The organism is Mesorhizobium sp. f-mel (assembly GCF_053850215.1).
Window position 1 is genome coordinate 84,828 of the sequence record NZ_JBSPTO010000006.1, and the last position, 15,706, is coordinate 100,533.

Below are 15,706 nucleotides of genomic sequence, written 5' to 3' on the forward strand. Positions count from 1 at the left end.
TTCGCACATATGTGTTGCATTTCTGCCGATCAGAAATTGCCGATCAAGAACCGGCGCCGCCGAGCGTGGTGACGGCGCGGCGGTTCTGCGACCAGCAGGAGATGTCGTCGCAAACCGCGACCGGACGCTCCTTGCCGTAAGAAATGGTCTTCAGGCGCTGGGCGGAAACACCCCTGGCGACGAGAAAGTCGCGGGTGGCGGCGGCACGGCGGGCGCCGAGCGCCAGATTGTATTCGCGCGTGCCGCGCTCGTCGGCATGGCCTTCGATAACGATGGCATACTGCCTATACTGGTTCAGCCACTGCGCCTGGCGCGAAAGCGTCGTCTGCGCGTCGGCGCGGATCGAGGACGAATCCGTATCGAAGAAGATCCGGTCGCCGATGTTGACGGTGAAGTCCTGGGCCGATCCGGGCGTTGCCGCCCCGGCGCCGCTGAGACCGAGATCGGCGGCGCTGTTCGGGGTCTTCTTCGAGGCGCAACCGGCAATGGCGAGCGACGCCACCAGCGCGATCATCACCGGGTTTCTAGTAAGTGCTGCGATACGGCCCATGCCGCCTCTCCTTCGCAATTCGAGTGATTTCGTTGATCGTCCAGTAACCACGTTTGGGTTAACCGGCGTTCAAGAAACACGGTTAAAATTTGGTTTCGGCTGCCGTCCGCAGCCGTTTTGCCAGAGGCCACCAGAGGGGGCAACAATGTGCGCGGACCCTAGGCGGAAATGCGGCTAAAACGCGACCAAGCCGTGGAAAGGAGCGAATTGAAGAATTGAGGAATCCCGTCGTCTCCATCTCTTCAATTCTACATTTCCTCGCTTACTCGAGCAGCGGCGACCAGGCCGGGTCCGACGCGAAATTCGCGGTCGGGATCGACTGCTCGTTGCGCCCAGTGAGATCGACCGAAACGAGTTTCGGCCCGCCGGCTGAATCGCGGAAGAACATCAGCACCCGCCCGTTGGGCGCCCAGGTCGGCCCCTCCTGCTGGAAGCCGGTTGAAAGGATGCGCTCGCCCGAACCGTCGACGCGCATGACGCCGATCTGGAATTCGCCGGCAGTCTGCTTGGTGAAGGCGATGAGATCGCCGCGCGGCGACCATACCGGCGTCGAATAGACGCCGTCGCCGAAGGAGATGCGGGTCTGGCCCGAACCGTCGGCGCCCATCACATAGATCTGCGCGCGGCCGCCGCGGTCGGAGGTGAACACCACCTTGCTGCCATCCGGCGAATAGGACGGCGAGGTGTCGATGGCCGTCGAATTGGTAAGCCTGGTCGTCGAGCGGCTTCTCAGGTCCATGGCGAAGATGTTGGAATTGCCGTCGTCGCGCAGCAGGCTCATGATCACCTTCTGGCCGTCGGGCGAAAAGCGCGGCGCAAAGGTCATGCCGGGAAAGTCGCCGACCAGTTCGCGCTGCCCGGTCTCGATCTGCAGCAGATAGACCTTCGGCTGGCCGCTTTCATAGGACATGTAAGTGATTTCCTGCCGGTTTGGCGAGAAGCGCGGGGTCAGCACGATCGACCTGCCATCCGACAGATAGCGGACGTTGGCGCCGTCCTGGTCCATGATGGCGAGGCGCTTCTTGCGCGCGTTCTTTGCGCCCGATTCATCGATGAAGACGACGCGCGTGTCGAAATAGCCCTTCTCGCCGGTCAGCCGCTCATAGATCGCATCGGCGATGATATGAGCGACGCGCCTCGTATTGGCGTCGTTGGCGAAGAACTGCTCGCCCGACATCTGCTGGCCGGCAAAGGTGTCCCACAGCCTGTACTGGGCGCGGACGCGGCCATCGGCCTCCTTGCTGACGCTGCCGGTGACCAGCGCCTGAGCGTTGATCACCTTCCAGTCCTCGAAGCGGGGCGTGGCATCCGGATTGGAGATCTTTTCGATGAAGGCGCTCTTGTCGATCGGCGCGAACAGGCCGGAGCGTTTCAGGTCTGCGCTGACGATGCCGGAAATCTCCGCGCCCAACGCATCGCCGCCCTGGAAATCGGTGATGGCAATCGGCAGCGGCTCGACATTGCCTTTGTTGACGTTGAGCTCAACGAGCGCCCGCGCCGGCAAGGTGGCGGCGGCAGTCATGCCCAGCGCCATCGCTACGATCATCAGGAGCGGCTTGAGGATGGATTTCATGTCTTCTCGCTTCTCTTCAATGATTCTACGGGCGCCAGACCTATAGGCCCAGCATCTCCCTCGGATCGAACGTGACCCGCACGTCGGCCCAGATGTCTTGTTTGCCTGCGGGAACCTGCAGGCCGGCCACATCGCATTTCTGAACCGCGCGAACGGCACTTTCGTCGAACGGGCGGCTTCCGCTCGACTTTTCGACAGATGGCCGTCCGTCCAGCTTGCCGGAGGCGTCGAGGTTGAACCGGACTACGACGATGAAATTCTCGGAACCCTCGAGCCCTACCGGCAGGGTCCAGCAACCACCAAGCTGAGCCTCCAACGCCCCCTGCTCCGACCTTGAAAGCTTCTGGCCCTGATTCTTGTCCCCGCCGAGCGATGCCTGCTGGGTTGAACGCTTGGCGCCGCCGCCGGACGGCTTCCGCTTGTCGAGCAACGCGGAAATCTCGTCGGCGTTGAACTGCTTGTCTTCCGACTTCGGCTTGGACGAGGCCTCCTTGACCGGCTTGTCGGCGTCCTTGCGCTCCGGCGCCTTGGCGCTTTCGGCCTGGGCCGGCTGCGGCTTCGGCCGCGCCTGCGGCGCAGGCGCAGAGTCCGGAAGCTGCGTCGTCTCGGTGGGCTGCTCTTTCGTTATTGCTTCGGCGACGGCGTCCGGCTTGACCTCAGGCTGCGGGTCGATGGCGGCGGTCTTGTCCTGCGGCGGCGTCGGCGCCGGCTCCTTGGCCGGTGTTGGCTTAGGCTCCGCCTGCTTGACCGGTTCGGGCTTGACCTCTTCCTTCGGCTGCGGCACCGGAGCGACCTCGGTCGCCGGTATGGGCTTTGGCTCTTCCTTCGGCTTCGGCACGTCCTCGGGCTTCGGCTTTTCTTTCGGCGTCGGCGCGGGCGGCGGCGCCTCAGCCTTATCGACTGGCTGGGGCTTGGGTTCCGGCGTCGGCGGCTTGTCGGTATCGACGCTGTTTTCGCCGACCGTCTGCGCGTCGGCCACGATGTCCGGACGCTGGGTCGGCAATGGAGCCGGCTTTTCGCTCACCGCAGCTTTCTTGTCGCCTCTCTGTATCTGCGCGATCGCTTCCATCGGCACGATCTCGACTGCGACCGACTCGACTTCGGACGACGGAAGCGCAGCCGGCGCCGACAGCGTGAACAGCCCGAAGGCGATCGCCGTCGCATGCAAGATCACCGATGTGGTGAGGCCGGTCCGCATGTTCTTGTCTACTGGTCCTGTTCCTGCAGCGAGATGAGACTCATATTCTTGTAGCCAGCGGCTTGGACACGGGCCATGACCTGCAGAGCCGCTCCATAATTGGTTGCCTTGTCGGCGCGAAAGAAGATGCGCTCGTCATAGCCGGTCTTCGAGATCGCCTGCAGCTTTGCCACCAGTTCCTCGATCGGGATCTCGGTCTTCTGGATGTAAATCTGGCCGGCGGAGTTGATGGATACCTCGATCGGTTGCGTGTCAGCCGCAATCGCCTTGGCCTGTGTTTCCGGCAGGTCGACCGGAACGCCGACCGTCAGCAGTGGCGCCGCGACCATGAAGATGATCAACAGCACCAGCATCACGTCGACCATCGGCGTGACGTTGATTTCAGATATCATCGCGTGATGGCGGCCGCGCCGCCTGTGGCCGCGACCACCGCGTCCCCCGCCACCCGCGCCTACGGACATTCCCATGATTGTTCCTCAGGTCTTCTGCGCGACTTTTTCATCGATTTGGCGCGAGAGTATGGCGGAGAACTCGTCCGCGAACCCCTCCATGCGCACGGCGATCTTGCTCGCGTCCGACGACAGCTTGTTGTAGGCGATGACGGCCGGGATAGCCGCGAGCAGGCCTATTGCCGTGGCCAGCAGCGCTTCGGCAATGCCGGGTGCGACCACCGACAGGCTGGTATTCTTGGATGCGGCGATCGCCTGGAACGAGGTCATGATACCGATCACGGTGCCGAACAGGCCGATGAAGGGCGCCGCCGAGCCGGTGGTGGCGAGAAAGCCAAGCCGTCCTTCCAGTTTTTCCATTTCGCGGGTCAGCGCCAGGTCCATCGCCTTGTCGATGCGGGTCTGCAGGCCAAGCGGCGATTTCGCGCCCTTCTCGAAGCTCTTCTTCCATTCGCGCATGGCGGCGACGAAGATGGCGCCCATGCCGGTCGTTTTGCGGTCGGCGAGCGTGCGGTAGAGCTCCTCCAGCGACTGCCCGGACCAGAACACCTGTTCGAAGCGATTGAGCGCGAGCCGCATGCGGCCATAGGCGACGAGCTTGTCGACGATGATCGCCCAGGTCCAGATCGAGGCGCAGAGCAGCCCGATCATGACCAGCTTGACCACCCAGCCGGCCTGCATGAACAGCGCCCAAATCGACAAATGCGCGCCCGGTTCGGCGAGTGCGATATTTTCCATGGTTACGTCCTTAAGATTTTCCGGGCACGGCTGGCGGCTGGCCCATGGGCATCCCTTGTGGTCGGTTCGCGCAACGCTTGCGGAATAACCCCAAAATGCACCGTTGACGGCCTTTTCGGGGCAAATGTTGGTGAAAGGAAGGCGCTGGATTCCTCCAATCTTCACCACTCTCTTCATGAACCGTTATGGTTAAGGATGGGTTAGGACGTACAGCGCGGCGCATTGCCGCGCCTTGAGCGAGCCGCGAGGCATCGTCAGCGGATCACCGGCGTAAGTAACCTACCGATTTGAGCTACCGATTTGTCTTGGGCATGAAGGTTGCGATCCATTCCTTCGGAAAACGTCTTGGCCGGCCGCTCTCGCCGATGATCGCCGCCTCGACCCGCGCCTCGACCAGTACCTCGCCGCCGCGCTTCAGCTGCTGCGCCATGAAGATGCGGGCGCCCGAAATGTCCTCCGTGCGCGTCTCGATGGTCAGGATGTCGTCCATGCGGGCAGATCCGCGGAAGTCGATCTCCATGCGCCGTACCACCCAGATTGTTTTTTCGCCGTGCTTGCCCTCGGCGAGCTCGGTGTGATGGACTCCGGCAAGCCTGAGATAGTCGGAACGACCACGCTCGAAGAATTCGAGATAGCGCGCGTGATAGACCACGCCGGAGAAATCGGTGTCGGCATAATAGACCCGTGCCATCAGCCGGTGGCCGAATTCCGTCAGCGCGCCGGAAAGCCCGCCGCAGAGCGCCGCCGATTCACCATGATCATCCATTGCGCTTTCCTTTTCGGGCCTGACCGGGCACCTAAAGCGCGACGCGCTTTAGGTGGTTGTTTCCGTGCGCGTCGTTGTCCCAAAACCGCTACACAGTTTTGGGCGACACGCATTAGCTTGGCGCAAGAACCCGATGGCACTGTTGACGGCGATGATCAAGACCTTGATGGCGGCGCTGTTTGTTCTGGCCGCGCTGGTGCTGCCGGGCCAGGCGGCGAGCTTTTCGATGAAGCGCGGCCTCAATCTCGACCAATGGACGACCTGGCCGGGCGAGGAAAAATGGAGCGACCGGCAGGCGATAATGCCCTATCCGGAATGGCGCAAGTTCCTCAATGACGATGACCTCAAGGCGCTGAAGAGCGCTGGCTTCGATTTCCTGCGCATGCCGGTCGATCCGTCGCCATTTCTGTCCGGCGAGACGTTAGCGCTGCGCGACGGGCTCTATGCCAGCGTGCTGGACTCGGTGCGCATGGTCAATCGCGCCGGACTGAAAGTGATCGTCGACATGCATCTGATCCCCAGCGGCAGCAGCCGCAAGATCGGCATGGGCGAGGTGATGGGCGACCCGAAAACCTTCGAATCCTATGTCGAAATGGTACGCAGGATGGCGCGCACGCTGGCCGATGAGGATCCGCGCCAAGTCGCCTTCGAGCCGATGAACGAGCCGGTCGTCGACTGCGACGCCGACGGCACCGGCCTCTGGCCGGAGCGCCAGCAGAGACTGTTCGCGGCGGCGCGTTCGTCGGCCACGAAGCTCACCCTGATCCTGACCGGCGCCTGCTATTCCAATGCGGCATCGCTGGCAAAGATCGATCCGAAGGCGATCCCGGACGACAATATCATCTGGACCTTTCACACCTACGACCCGTTCCTGCTGACCCATCAGGGCGCGACCTGGGCCGGCGATTTCATCCCCTATGTGACTGGCCTGCCCTATCCGCTCAGCGCCGTCCCGCGCGCCCAGCTGGAGGCAGCGCTCGATACGATCCGCGCAAGGATCAAGGCCGAGGCGCCATGGGCGCGGCAGAGCGGCTTGCTTGCCTATCTCGACGAGCAGGTCGCCAGCATGGACACAGATGAGAAGCTGCTCGAGACGATGAATGCACCGTTCACCAGGGTCGAGGCCTGGGCAAAGGCCAACGGCATCAGACCGGAGAACATCACGCTGGGCGAATTCGGCATGATCCGCCAGGAATACGGCAATGCCCAAGTGATGCCGGCCGAATACCGCGCCGCTTATATAAGGGATATGATCGCGCGCGCAGAAGCCCATGGCTTCTCGTGGTCGGTCTGGAGCTATGGCGGCGCCTTCGGCATCGTCGAGGCGTTTGATGGCGACAAGGCCGAGCCGGATGTGATGGACGCGATCAAGTCACTTCATTGAAGCGGTCCAGGCTGAATCCAGTTCGATCGAAAGAATCTCTGGGCGCATCCCAAAACGCACCGGCAGGATGCTGAAACCGAGCCCTCCGGAGACGATCAGGTTACGGTTCTCCTCCACGACATGGCCATAGGCAAAACGGTTGCCGAAGCGGGATGGCACGACTGGAGAATAGCCGAGCAACCGCACCTGTCCGCCATGGGTATGACCGGAAAGCGTCAACGATACCCGTGACGGGACCTTCGGGAATATGTCCGGCTCATGCGCCAGCAGGATAACAGGAGCCTTGTCGCGCACCTTTGCCAGCGTGCCATGCAGGTCGTCCAGTCCTTTGAATCTGCTGCGGCCCCAGGCCTTGCCCGGCCGCAGCGCAAGTTGGTCCGCAAGTCCGGCGACCCAGAAGCCATGCCCGTCTTTTTCCAGGCGCACCGCATCGTTTTCCAGGACCGGGATGCCGGCACTTTCGAGCGCCCTGCGCGCCACCGTCGGGCCGAACCCGGCTTTCTGCGCAGAAAAGTCCTCCCACCAGTCGTGATTGCCAAGGATTGACCACACGCCGAGCGGCGCCTTCAGTCCTGACAAGGCCGGCGCCCATTCGGAGGAACCCACCCAGTCCGAAACCAGGCGTGTGCCGGCTGCATAGTCGCCAAGCAGGACAATCAGATCCGGCTGCAGGCTGTTCGCCCGTTCGGAAAGCGACCTAATCCGCTCCGGCGTCATCCATGGCCGGCAAGCATGGATATCGGCGAGAGCGACGACGCGAAGCCGCAATCCCGCAGGCCAGTTTGGCGGCGTCAATGAATAGCGCTTTACATGCGTCAACAACATCGGCTCAAGGCCAACCGCATAAGCGCTGAGCGACACGGCCGATAAGAACGAGCCGCCGATGAGGCGCAGGAAGCCACGTCTGGTGATCATCGCTCAGCTCCGTCGTTCGTGGGACGGACGGTCCCACAGCGAAGCGTTAGAGCCCGCAAATGCGCCGGCAAGCTGACCAGGATTAGGAGATTTTGCGCAGGAATGAAGCCGCAACGCCGCGCGGACGCTACTCTTCCTGGAACAGGCTGATCTGCTGCTGCGCCAAGTCCTTCGGCGCATCGAGGCCGAGATGCCGCCAGGCATTGGCGGTCAGCACGCGGCCGCGCGGCGTGCGCTGGATGAATCCCTGCTGGATCAGATAGGGCTCGATGATGTCCTCGATGGCGTCGCGCGGCTCGGAAAGCCCTGCCGCGATCGTCTCGATGCCCACCGGCCCGCCGCCAAAATTCCGCGCGGTCATCGAGAGGTAGCGGCGGTCGAGCGCGTCGAGGCCGAGCGCATCGACCTCCAGCCGCGTCAGCGCTTCGTCGGCGATCTGCCGGTCGACATGACCGTCGCCGGCGACGGAGGCAAAATCGCGCACGCGGCGTAACAGCCGTCCGGCGATGCGCGGCGTGCCACGCGCGCGTCGCGCGATCTCCAGCGCGCCGTCGTCGCCGAGCGGCATGCCAAGAATGCGGGCGCCGCGCCGCACGATCTGCTCCAGTTCCTCGACGGAGTAGAAATTGAGACGGACCGGGATGCCGAAGCGGTCGCGCAGCGGATTGGTCAGAAGACCGAGCCGGGTGGTGGCGGCGACGAGGGTGAAACGGGCTAGGTCGATCTTGACCGAGCGCGCCGCCGGCCCTTCGCCGATGATCAGGTCGAGCTGGAAATCCTCCATCGCCGGATAGAGAATTTCCTCGACCGCGGGGTTGAGCCGGTGGATCTCGTCGATGAACAGCACGTCGCGGTCTTCGAGATTGGTGAGCAGTGCTGCGAGATCGCCGGCCTTGGCGATGACCGGGCCGGAGGTCGAGCGGAAATTGACGCCGAGCTCGCGCGCCATGATCTGCGCCAGCGTTGTCTTGCCGAGGCCGGGCGGCCCGACGAACAGCACATGGTCGAGCGCCTCGTTGCGGCCCTTGGCGGCCTCGATGAACACTTTGAGATTGGCCCGCACCGCCGCCTGGCCGACAAAATCGCCGAGCGTCTGCGGCCGCAAGGTTTGCTCGGCATCTTCGCCGCGCTTATCGGGAGCGATGAGGCGTGGCGAAAGGCTCATGCCGCTTTCCTTGCACAGGGTAGGGACCGGGACAAGCACAGTCTCACCGTGCCAGTTCCTTCAGCCCGAAGCGGATCAGCTTCGATGCATCCGCATCCTCGCCGGCGCTTTTCAGCGCAGCCGCCACCGCATTGGCGGCGATGTCGCGCGAATAGCCGAGATTGACCAGCGCCGAGACGGCGTCGGTGATCGGCGCCGGTGCGACGCCTTCGCCGAGTTCCTGCTTCAGGCCGATGGTGCCGGAGGCAGTGCCCGCATAGGCTGGCGCCTTGTTCTTCAGTTCGGTGACGATCCGCTCGGCCACCTTCTTGCCGACGCCCGGCGCGCGGCTGACCATGGCAATATCACGCAGCGCGATAGCATTGGCGAGATCGGCCGGCGCCAGCGTCGACAGAATAGCCAGCGCCACCTTGGCACCGACGCCCTGTACATTGCTCATCAACAGCCGGAACCATTCGCGCTCCAGCACCGACTGGAATCCGTAGAGCCGCAGCATATCCTCGCGTACATAGGTCTCGATGAACAGCACCACCGCCTCGCCGGGTGCCGGCAAAGCGGCAAGCGTGCGCGCCGAGCAGTGGGCGAGATAGCCGACGCCGTGCACGTCGATGATGCAGAAATCCTCGTCGATCTCGTCCAGCGTGCCTTTGAGCTTGCCGATCATGTCAAGGCTCTCATGTATACAAGGCCCTCATGGATAGGTTTCGGGAGATATGATGTCGAGGTCCGGGAAGTAGCTGCGGTAGCGCGCGGCATCGCGCGTCAGCAGACGATGCCCAGCGACAACCGCATGGGCTCCGATAAAGAAATCCGGCAGGGTTCGTTCGCGGACCCCGCCTGCGCGGCGATAGCGGGAATGCGTTACACCGGCGAGGAATGCCGCTTCCCATGGCAAGAGTTCGCGATCCATCTTAAGCGTTTCGGCTGCTTTACGGAGTGCCGGCTCGCTCGCTATCAGCGGCGCGAGTTCGGACCAGACGATTGTATTGATGACGAGTGTACCGTCGCGCCGGCATGCTGTGATCGCTGACGCCGACCACTTCGTCTCCTGTCCGGCAGGACCCCAAACATCGATCAGGACATTTGTGTCAATCAATGTCGAGATCTTCACGTGGACCCCTCAGCCACTCCATATACTCGTCGGTTGTCATGCCTCCCAAGTCCAACGTGCCGGCCATATGATCGAGCAGCTGGCTGAATTTGCGAGAGGCCTCTTCTTCGGAAATGTTTTCGTTGACCGCAACAACACGAGCGCCGTCGTCTGTGGGCACGAACTCCACCTCGGAGCCCGGCCCAATCCCCAAATGATCCCGTATCTCCTTCGGGATCGTCACTTGGCCTTTGCTTGTCACGCGCATGGTAATACCTCGTTGGTATTACTTATTGCCGAACCGAGAACAGGTCAAGAACAAACTTATCCGGCCAGCGCCATCCTGTAGGCAACGCTCTGCCGGTGATGCGCGTGGCAGATGGCAATGGCCAGGGCGTCGGCGGCATCGTCGGTGTCGAAAGTCGCCTTCGGCATCAGCACCTTGACCATCATGTGGATCTGCTTCTTGTCGCCGTGACCGACGCCGATCACCGCCTTCTTGACGGCGTTTGGCGCATATTCGGCAACGACCAGGCCGGCCAGCGCCGGCACCAGCATGGCGATGCCGCGCGCCTGGCCAAGCTTCAGCGTCGCTGCCGCATCCTTGTTGACGAAAGTCTGCTCGACCGCCGCCTCGTGCGGCATGGCGGCATGCAGGATTTCGGCGAGCCCATCATGCAACTGGCAAAGGCGCCTCGCCAGCGCCGCCTTGTCGTCGGAACGCACGGTGCCGGAGGCGACGAAGCGCAGCGAATTGCCGAGGCTCTCGACGATGCCCCAGCCGGTACGCCTCAGCCCCGGATCGATGCCGATGATGCGAATCGCTTCCCCCATTCGCCAAGTCTACCCTTGGTGGACAGCGATGCCAGCGAAATGTGAACAAACCAGAAACAGGGCTCCCACAGCGTCCCATAGGCTGTTTGAGAATTTGCTCTGACGAGGCAGATGGCGTGGTTTTCGAGAACCGAATCGGAGCGGACATTTGGGTCCGTGAGCCCGCGCATGACCCCGAAAATCGGAACCGATTTTCGGAAAGGATCATGCGCAAAAATCAAAGTGCTACAGCGCCGCGCGTCCAAGAGGACGCGCGGCGCTGTAGGTAAGCGCAGAAAACGGCGCCGGGTGTCCGTCGGAGTAGAATTATCAAGCAGCCTGTCAGCCGCGGGCGAAAGCCGTGTTCAGCAGCGTGATCTGGTCGGAAACCGGATTGACGCGATGGCCGGATGGCGACACCTCGGCCACGGCGCCGCCGTAGATTTCCTCGTCCATGCGACGCACCAGCGCCTGCAGGCGCAGCGAGCGGTTGACGAGGTCAAGAAAATCCTTGGGCAGTTCGACCCAGCCTGCGGCATCGTTGTTGGCGGAAGCGGTGTCGAGACGCACCTTGGATTTTTCGGAAGCAACCTGATCGCGGGTCATCTCGCCGGAATTCGCCGCACGCTGCAAAAGCAGCCAGGAGGCGACCTGCATCAGCCTCGTGGTCAGCCGCATCGATTCGGCCGCATAGAGCGTCGCCGCCAGCCTGGACAGTTTCTTCGCCTCGGCCCGGCCCTTGCCGTCCAGATATTCGGCCGCCTGCTCGACCAGGCCCATGCCTTCCTGATAGAGCGGCTTGAAGGATTGGGAGAAAACCCGGCGCTCCGCCAGCTTGATGGTTTTCGCGCTTCCCTTCGAAGAGTCGTTCATCGATACGCCCTGCACTTGCCTTACAGCCGGTCGATTCGGCGTCATCGCCGTCACGTCCTGCACCCTATATGACCGAGACTTGAAAATGCGCTTCGGGGCGGGTGAAGGCAAGCACATGTTTAACAAACGGTTAACGGCGGCGCAGCCCCCCGGGCAATCAGGATCGCGGGCAAAAAAAGAGCCGCGGGTAAGGCGGCTCTCAGGAGTTTAACAGGGAGGCGTCAAACAAAGTGGCTCCAACCACTCGGTAAGAATCCAGATCACTGGATGTACATAGTAAACGCCTGTAAAGCTTAATGAAGCCTTAACGGCACGGATATTTTTTGATCGAGCGCCGCCCGCCTGTGCCGTAACAGCACAATACTCAGGCCTTTTGGGCTTCAGGAAGCCGCTCGACTTTCCACACCACGGGCAGCGCGATGTAGGCGAACAGCAGCAAGCCCGCATAAAAGCCCATCGAGGACGTTGCCACCAGCGGCTCGATCGCCGGGTTGCCGCCAAGCATGATGTAAAGGCCGATCAACAGGCCGGTGCCACTGATTGCCGTCAACCAGAAATGGACGGTGGCAAGCCTCTTTTCCGCGACTGCCGGAAACAGATGGTAGAAGAAGGCAAACACCGCCGACATCAGCCATCCGGCCACCATGATGTGGGCGTGAGTCGGCATCTGCGCATGGTCTTTGCTGATCGCCATCTGAAGGCCGAGCGCCATTCCGAGCAGTGCGTAGATGACGGCTAGCGTGAAGAAATTTCGTGCTACCTTTTGCATAGTATCCCCCGAAGTGCCTTTTCCCGTCATGGGAATGGGTTGAGTTCAGGCGGTTGACCCGCCGCCGGGTCCCCGGCATCGGCGCATTAGCATCGGCATGTTTCGGGACGATGCCGCATGGCCCGACCTTTCCCAGCGCCGTCAGAATAGCAGGAAACGGCGCGATGCGCTTGCGCAAATCGTGAACGGTTCCCTTCCGGCTTGTTTCATAGGACGCCGAAACAAAGTCGCCTCCCACGCGACATCGTTCCGAAACAGGCGCCGCGCTAAACGCCCCCTCCTCGCGGCGAGACGGAGCAAATGTGCGCCGCTCAAAATCATCAATAACATCCAAGGAGGGAACCATGGATTGGTACTCGATCGTCAAATTCCTGCACGTCGTCTCGGCGATCCTCTGGGTCGGCGGCGGCTTCACGCTGATGGTGCTTGCCGTACGCGCCGACCGCGCCGGGAACATCGAAGGCATGCTGCAGGCGATGCGCGCCACCGGCGAACTGGGCAACAGGTTCTTCGCGCCGATGTCGATGCTGACGCTCGCCTTCGGGCTGATCATGTGCTGGTTCTGGGTCGGCTTCTCCGACCTGTGGATACTGATCGGCCTTGCCGGGTATGCGACGACCTTCTGCATCGGCATGTTCATCTTCAAGCCGACCGCCGACGGCATGGCGGGAATGATCGCTAAGGACGGCGTGACACCGGCGGCCCTCGCCCAGGGCCAGCACATTCTCAGCGCAGCGCGCTTCGACTATTCGGTGATGCTGGTGATCATCGCCGACATGGTGCTGAAGCCGACACTGAACGATGTCACCATCCTGGGCTGCATGGCGCTGGTCCTGACCACCGGAATTGCTCTTGCCCTCGGCGGAACGCGCAGGTTGATGCCGAGCGCCGCCTGAAATCTGACGTCAAAGCTGACTGCGGCTTAGCCGCTGTCAGCTTTGACAGAGCTGCCGCGATCTACAGAAGGCCTGAAATCCCGTCCCACAGAAGCTTGACCGCGACCACCGCCACGGTCGCGTAGGTGAAGGGATAGAACAGTTCCGGCCGCATCCGCCGCACCAGCCAGGCGCCGGCGATGGTCGAGAGCGGCGCCAGTGGTACCAGGACCGCCGATGCGGTCAGGTTGGTGGTGTCGAACTGTCCCAGCGCAAAGTAGGGGATGAGCTTCAACGCGTTGGTGGCGGCAAAGAAGATTGCCGCGGTGCCAGACAGCACTTTCGGATCGAGCCGGATCGGTAGCGCATAGACCTGAAAGGGCGGGCCGCCGACATGGGCGACGAAGCTTGTGAAGCCGGCGACCGTCCCCCAGAAGGCGGCAGCCGCGCGATTGGGCTCGGCTGAGTGGCTTGCACCGTGCCGCATCTGTAGATAGACCCAGCGGAGCACGAAGATAATGGCCACCGCGCCGACGATCAGCCGCACCATTTCCGCTGTCACCAGCGCCGCGGTCAGCCAGCCGAGACCGATGCCGATCACCGCCCCCGGCATCATGTCTGTAAGCATCTTGCGGTCGTAGACACCCCGCCATGTCCACACCGAGACGATGTCCATCAGGCACAGTATAGGCAGCAGGATGGCAGCCGCCTGCACCGGCGGCATGGCCAGCGCCATCAGCGGCACGCCGACGAAGCCGACCGCACCGCCAAAGCCGCCCTTGGACAGACCGACCAGGATGACGGCTGGAATGGCGGCGGCATAGAACCACGGATCGAGCAGAAGACCTGACATCGGCGGGGAGCAGTTGGAGGGAAAGCGTATAGACGCTGGAATAGCCGATAAACTTTCGCGCCGCGACCGCAAATGTGCACACAATGCGATGCGTCGTGAGTGCTGAGGCCTGTTACGGTTTTGAGATGGCGGTCGCGGCAAGCGGCGGTGGGCGCCTCCGGATCGGCTGCGCCTTGATGATGGCTGTGCTCGTTTCGGCTTTGTCGGCGATACGGTCGAGAAGCTTGTCGAGATCGCCTATCGAGCGCACGAACAGCCGGGCAACAAAGCAGTCGTCGCCCGTCACCTTGTCGCATTCGCCAAACTCCGGGATCTCCTCGATCAGCTTCTGGACGATATGCAGCTTGCCCGGCAAGGGCCGGATGCGAACAATCGCCTGCAGCGAGTAGCCGAGCGCTTGCGGGTCGATCTCGACGGTGAAAGCCCTGATAACGCCACGATCCTCCAGCCGACGCAGCCGTTCCGCCACGCTCGGCGACGACAGTCCTACCTGCTGGGCCAGTTCCTTCAACGAGGTTCGCGAATCCTTGATCAGGATTTCGAGAAGGCGTCGGTCCAGATCGTCCAGCATTTGACATTCCCAATGCTGGCGCCCTTCGCCAACCTTTCCCACCTTCCCGCCGATGCGTGGAGCTGGAGCATGCTGACGACGCTTGGCGTCGTCCATACCGGTCTGATGTACATCCTAATGTACGGCGCCATTCAGAAACTGCCGACGCATCTGCAGGGGTCGCTGTCCTTTATCTACCCTGTGGTCGCGATCCTGGTCGATGTCCTCGCCTTCGGCCACCGGCTGCATCCGGCCCAGATCGTCGGCGCCGCCGCCATCCTGGTCGCTGCCGCCGGCATGAATCTTGGCTGGACACTGTGGAAATCGGAGATCCCATCCGAGAGCACCCAGGCGATCAAGTGAGCGAAGAACGTCGCTGGACGACAATCATGCGCCAATGATCCTGCCCCGCCCGCCTGTTCAAGGCCGGCACTTTCCTCTATGCCGCAATGCAACCATCTTCGCCCGGCATAGGCGAAAACCGGGATCGAAAACCAATGAACGACGCAACGCCTCCAAATCGCTGCCGCATCGTGCTGATCGCGCCGCCCGGCGTGCCGGCTGAGCGCATCGGCGCGGCGTTCGAGGGCGGCGACGTCGCCTCGCTGATCCTGCCCGAGAACGGCATGGACGAGGCCTCCTTCCAGGCTTTCGCCGAACAGATCGTGCCGGCGGCGCAAGCGGCAGGCGTTGCCGTCGTCATTGCCGGCGACACCCGCATCGCCGGCCGCGTCCAGGCAGATGGCATCCATGTCGAGGTCGGCAAGGCCGAACTCGCCGAGACGATCGACCGTTTTCAGGCAAAAATGATGGTCGGCACCGGCGGCGCCAAGACACGCGACGATGCGCTGGAACTCGGCGAGCTCAGGCCCGACTACATCTTCTTCGGCCGCTTCGGCTACGACAACAAGCCGGAGCCGCACCCGCGCAACCTGTCGCTGGGGCAATGGTGGGCGGATGTGATCCAGATCCCTTGCATCGTCATGGCCGGGTCCGACCTCGCCTCGGTCGAAGCGGTAGCTACCACCGGCGCCGAATTCGTGGCGCTGTCCAGCGCCGTCTTTGCCGACGGCGTCGACCCGAAGATGGCAGTCGCCAGCGCCAATGCGCTGCTCGACGAAACCGCGCCGCGTTTCGAGGACTGA

At 62.5% G+C, this 15,706-nt stretch carries 19 protein-coding genes and 1 pseudogene; 4 read left to right on the plus strand and 16 right to left on the minus strand.

The window, feature by feature from the left end; genetic code table 11:
- Positions 1-43: 43 nt before the first annotated feature.
- The 6 genes from pal to ybgC form a co-directional block, all read right to left on the minus strand.
- Positions 44-550 (minus strand): peptidoglycan-associated lipoprotein Pal, encoded by a 507-nt coding sequence (gene pal, locus ACWUKX_RS10835; protein ID WP_095517985.1) that lies wholly within the window; start codon positions 548-550, stop codon positions 44-46.
- A 262-nt stretch (positions 551-812) separates the two neighbouring features.
- Positions 813-2,096, minus strand: a complete 1,284-nt coding sequence (gene tolB, locus ACWUKX_RS10840) for a Tol-Pal system beta propeller repeat protein TolB (protein ID WP_240992820.1) — start codon at positions 2,094-2,096, stop codon at positions 813-815.
- 67 nt (positions 2,097-2,163) lie between these two features.
- Positions 2,164-3,321, minus strand: a complete 1,158-nt coding sequence (locus ACWUKX_RS10845) for a TonB family protein (RefSeq protein ID WP_456006562.1) — start codon at positions 3,319-3,321, stop codon at positions 2,164-2,166.
- Between the two features lie 8 nt (positions 3,322-3,329).
- Positions 3,330-3,788, minus strand: coding sequence for an ExbD/TolR family protein (locus tag ACWUKX_RS10850; protein ID WP_077375321.1), 459 nt, complete (start codon positions 3,786-3,788; stop codon positions 3,330-3,332).
- Between the two features lie 9 nt (positions 3,789-3,797).
- Positions 3,798-4,508 (minus strand): protein TolQ, encoded by a 711-nt coding sequence (tolQ, locus tag ACWUKX_RS10855; RefSeq protein WP_029348869.1) that lies wholly within the window; start codon positions 4,506-4,508, stop codon positions 3,798-3,800.
- Between the two features lie 292 nt (positions 4,509-4,800).
- Complete coding sequence (ybgC, locus tag ACWUKX_RS10860) at positions 4,801-5,274, minus strand: tol-pal system-associated acyl-CoA thioesterase (RefSeq protein ID WP_128344220.1); 474 nt, start codon at positions 5,272-5,274, stop codon at positions 4,801-4,803.
- A gap of 133 nt (positions 5,275-5,407) precedes the next feature.
- Between ybgC and ACWUKX_RS10865 the strand changes: the two genes are divergently transcribed.
- Positions 5,408-6,658: a glycoside hydrolase family 5 protein gene (locus ACWUKX_RS10865; RefSeq protein ID WP_456006564.1), complete on the plus strand. Its 1,251-nt coding sequence runs from the start codon at positions 5,408-5,410 to the stop codon at positions 6,656-6,658.
- Here the strand turns inward: ACWUKX_RS10865 and ACWUKX_RS10870 are convergent.
- The 8 genes from ACWUKX_RS10870 to ACWUKX_RS10905 all read right to left on the minus strand — a co-directional run bounded on the left by ACWUKX_RS10870 (position 6,647) and on the right by ACWUKX_RS10905 (position 12,283).
- Positions 6,647-7,573, minus strand: a complete 927-nt coding sequence (locus tag ACWUKX_RS10870) for a metallophosphoesterase (RefSeq protein ID WP_456006566.1) — start codon at positions 7,571-7,573, stop codon at positions 6,647-6,649. The genes ACWUKX_RS10865 and ACWUKX_RS10870 overlap by 12 nt on opposite strands.
- A 127-nt stretch (positions 7,574-7,700) precedes the next feature.
- On the minus strand, positions 7,701-8,738 hold the full coding sequence (gene ruvB / locus ACWUKX_RS10875) for a Holliday junction branch migration DNA helicase RuvB (RefSeq protein WP_456006568.1): 1,038 nt from the start codon (positions 8,736-8,738) through the stop codon (positions 7,701-7,703).
- A 43-nt stretch (positions 8,739-8,781) separates the two neighbouring features.
- Positions 8,782-9,402: a Holliday junction branch migration protein RuvA gene (gene ruvA, locus ACWUKX_RS10880; RefSeq protein WP_456006570.1), complete on the minus strand. Its 621-nt coding sequence runs from the start codon at positions 9,400-9,402 to the stop codon at positions 8,782-8,784.
- Between the two features lie 27 nt (positions 9,403-9,429).
- Positions 9,430-9,849 carry a type II toxin-antitoxin system VapC family toxin gene (locus ACWUKX_RS10885; RefSeq protein ID WP_456006572.1) on the minus strand — a complete coding sequence of 140 codons (420 nt, stop codon included), beginning with the start codon at positions 9,847-9,849 and terminating at the stop codon, positions 9,430-9,432.
- The gene (locus tag ACWUKX_RS10890; protein WP_095517992.1) at positions 9,827-10,096 is read right to left on the minus strand and encodes an AbrB/MazE/SpoVT family DNA-binding domain-containing protein; all 270 of its coding nucleotides are present in this window, start codon (positions 10,094-10,096) and stop codon (positions 9,827-9,829) included. Before ACWUKX_RS10890 ends, ACWUKX_RS10885 begins: the two co-directional genes overlap by 23 nt.
- A gap of 56 nt (positions 10,097-10,152) precedes the next feature.
- Complete coding sequence (gene ruvC, locus ACWUKX_RS10895) at positions 10,153-10,662, minus strand: crossover junction endodeoxyribonuclease RuvC (protein ID WP_455838561.1); 510 nt, start codon at positions 10,660-10,662, stop codon at positions 10,153-10,155.
- Positions 10,663-10,983: 321 nt separating this feature from the next.
- Positions 10,984-11,514: a protease adaptor protein RcdA gene (gene rcdA / locus ACWUKX_RS10900; RefSeq protein ID WP_456006574.1), complete on the minus strand. Its 531-nt coding sequence runs from the start codon at positions 11,512-11,514 to the stop codon at positions 10,984-10,986.
- A 364-nt stretch (positions 11,515-11,878) separates the two neighbouring features.
- Positions 11,879-12,283: a hypothetical protein gene (locus ACWUKX_RS10905; protein ID WP_456006576.1), complete on the minus strand. Its 405-nt coding sequence runs from the start codon at positions 12,281-12,283 to the stop codon at positions 11,879-11,881.
- 344 nt (positions 12,284-12,627) lie between these two features.
- Between ACWUKX_RS10905 and ACWUKX_RS10910 the strand changes: the two genes are divergently transcribed.
- On the plus strand, positions 12,628-13,179 hold the full coding sequence (locus ACWUKX_RS10910; RefSeq protein ID WP_456006578.1) for a DUF2269 family protein: 552 nt from the start codon (positions 12,628-12,630) through the stop codon (positions 13,177-13,179).
- A 61-nt stretch (positions 13,180-13,240) separates the two neighbouring features.
- Here ACWUKX_RS10910 and ACWUKX_RS10915 read toward each other — a convergent pair whose 3' ends face one another.
- Together ACWUKX_RS10915 and ACWUKX_RS10920 are read right to left on the minus strand one after the other, a co-directional pair.
- Complete coding sequence (locus ACWUKX_RS10915) at positions 13,241-14,011, minus strand: sulfite exporter TauE/SafE family protein (RefSeq protein WP_456006580.1); 771 nt, start codon at positions 14,009-14,011, stop codon at positions 13,241-13,243.
- 112 nt (positions 14,012-14,123) lie between these two features.
- Positions 14,124-14,582, minus strand: a complete 459-nt coding sequence (locus ACWUKX_RS10920; protein WP_135934361.1) for an Lrp/AsnC family transcriptional regulator — start codon at positions 14,580-14,582, stop codon at positions 14,124-14,126.
- Positions 14,583-14,594: 12 nt separating this feature from the next.
- Between ACWUKX_RS10920 and ACWUKX_RS10925 the strand changes: the two are divergent.
- Together ACWUKX_RS10925 and ACWUKX_RS10930 are read left to right on the plus strand one after the other, a co-directional pair.
- Positions 14,595-14,924 (plus strand): annotated as a pseudogene (locus tag ACWUKX_RS10925) (EamA family transporter); the annotation flags it as partial.
- Between the two features lie 134 nt (positions 14,925-15,058).
- Complete coding sequence (locus tag ACWUKX_RS10930) at positions 15,059-15,706, plus strand: thiamine phosphate synthase (protein ID WP_029348894.1); 648 nt, start codon at positions 15,059-15,061, stop codon at positions 15,704-15,706.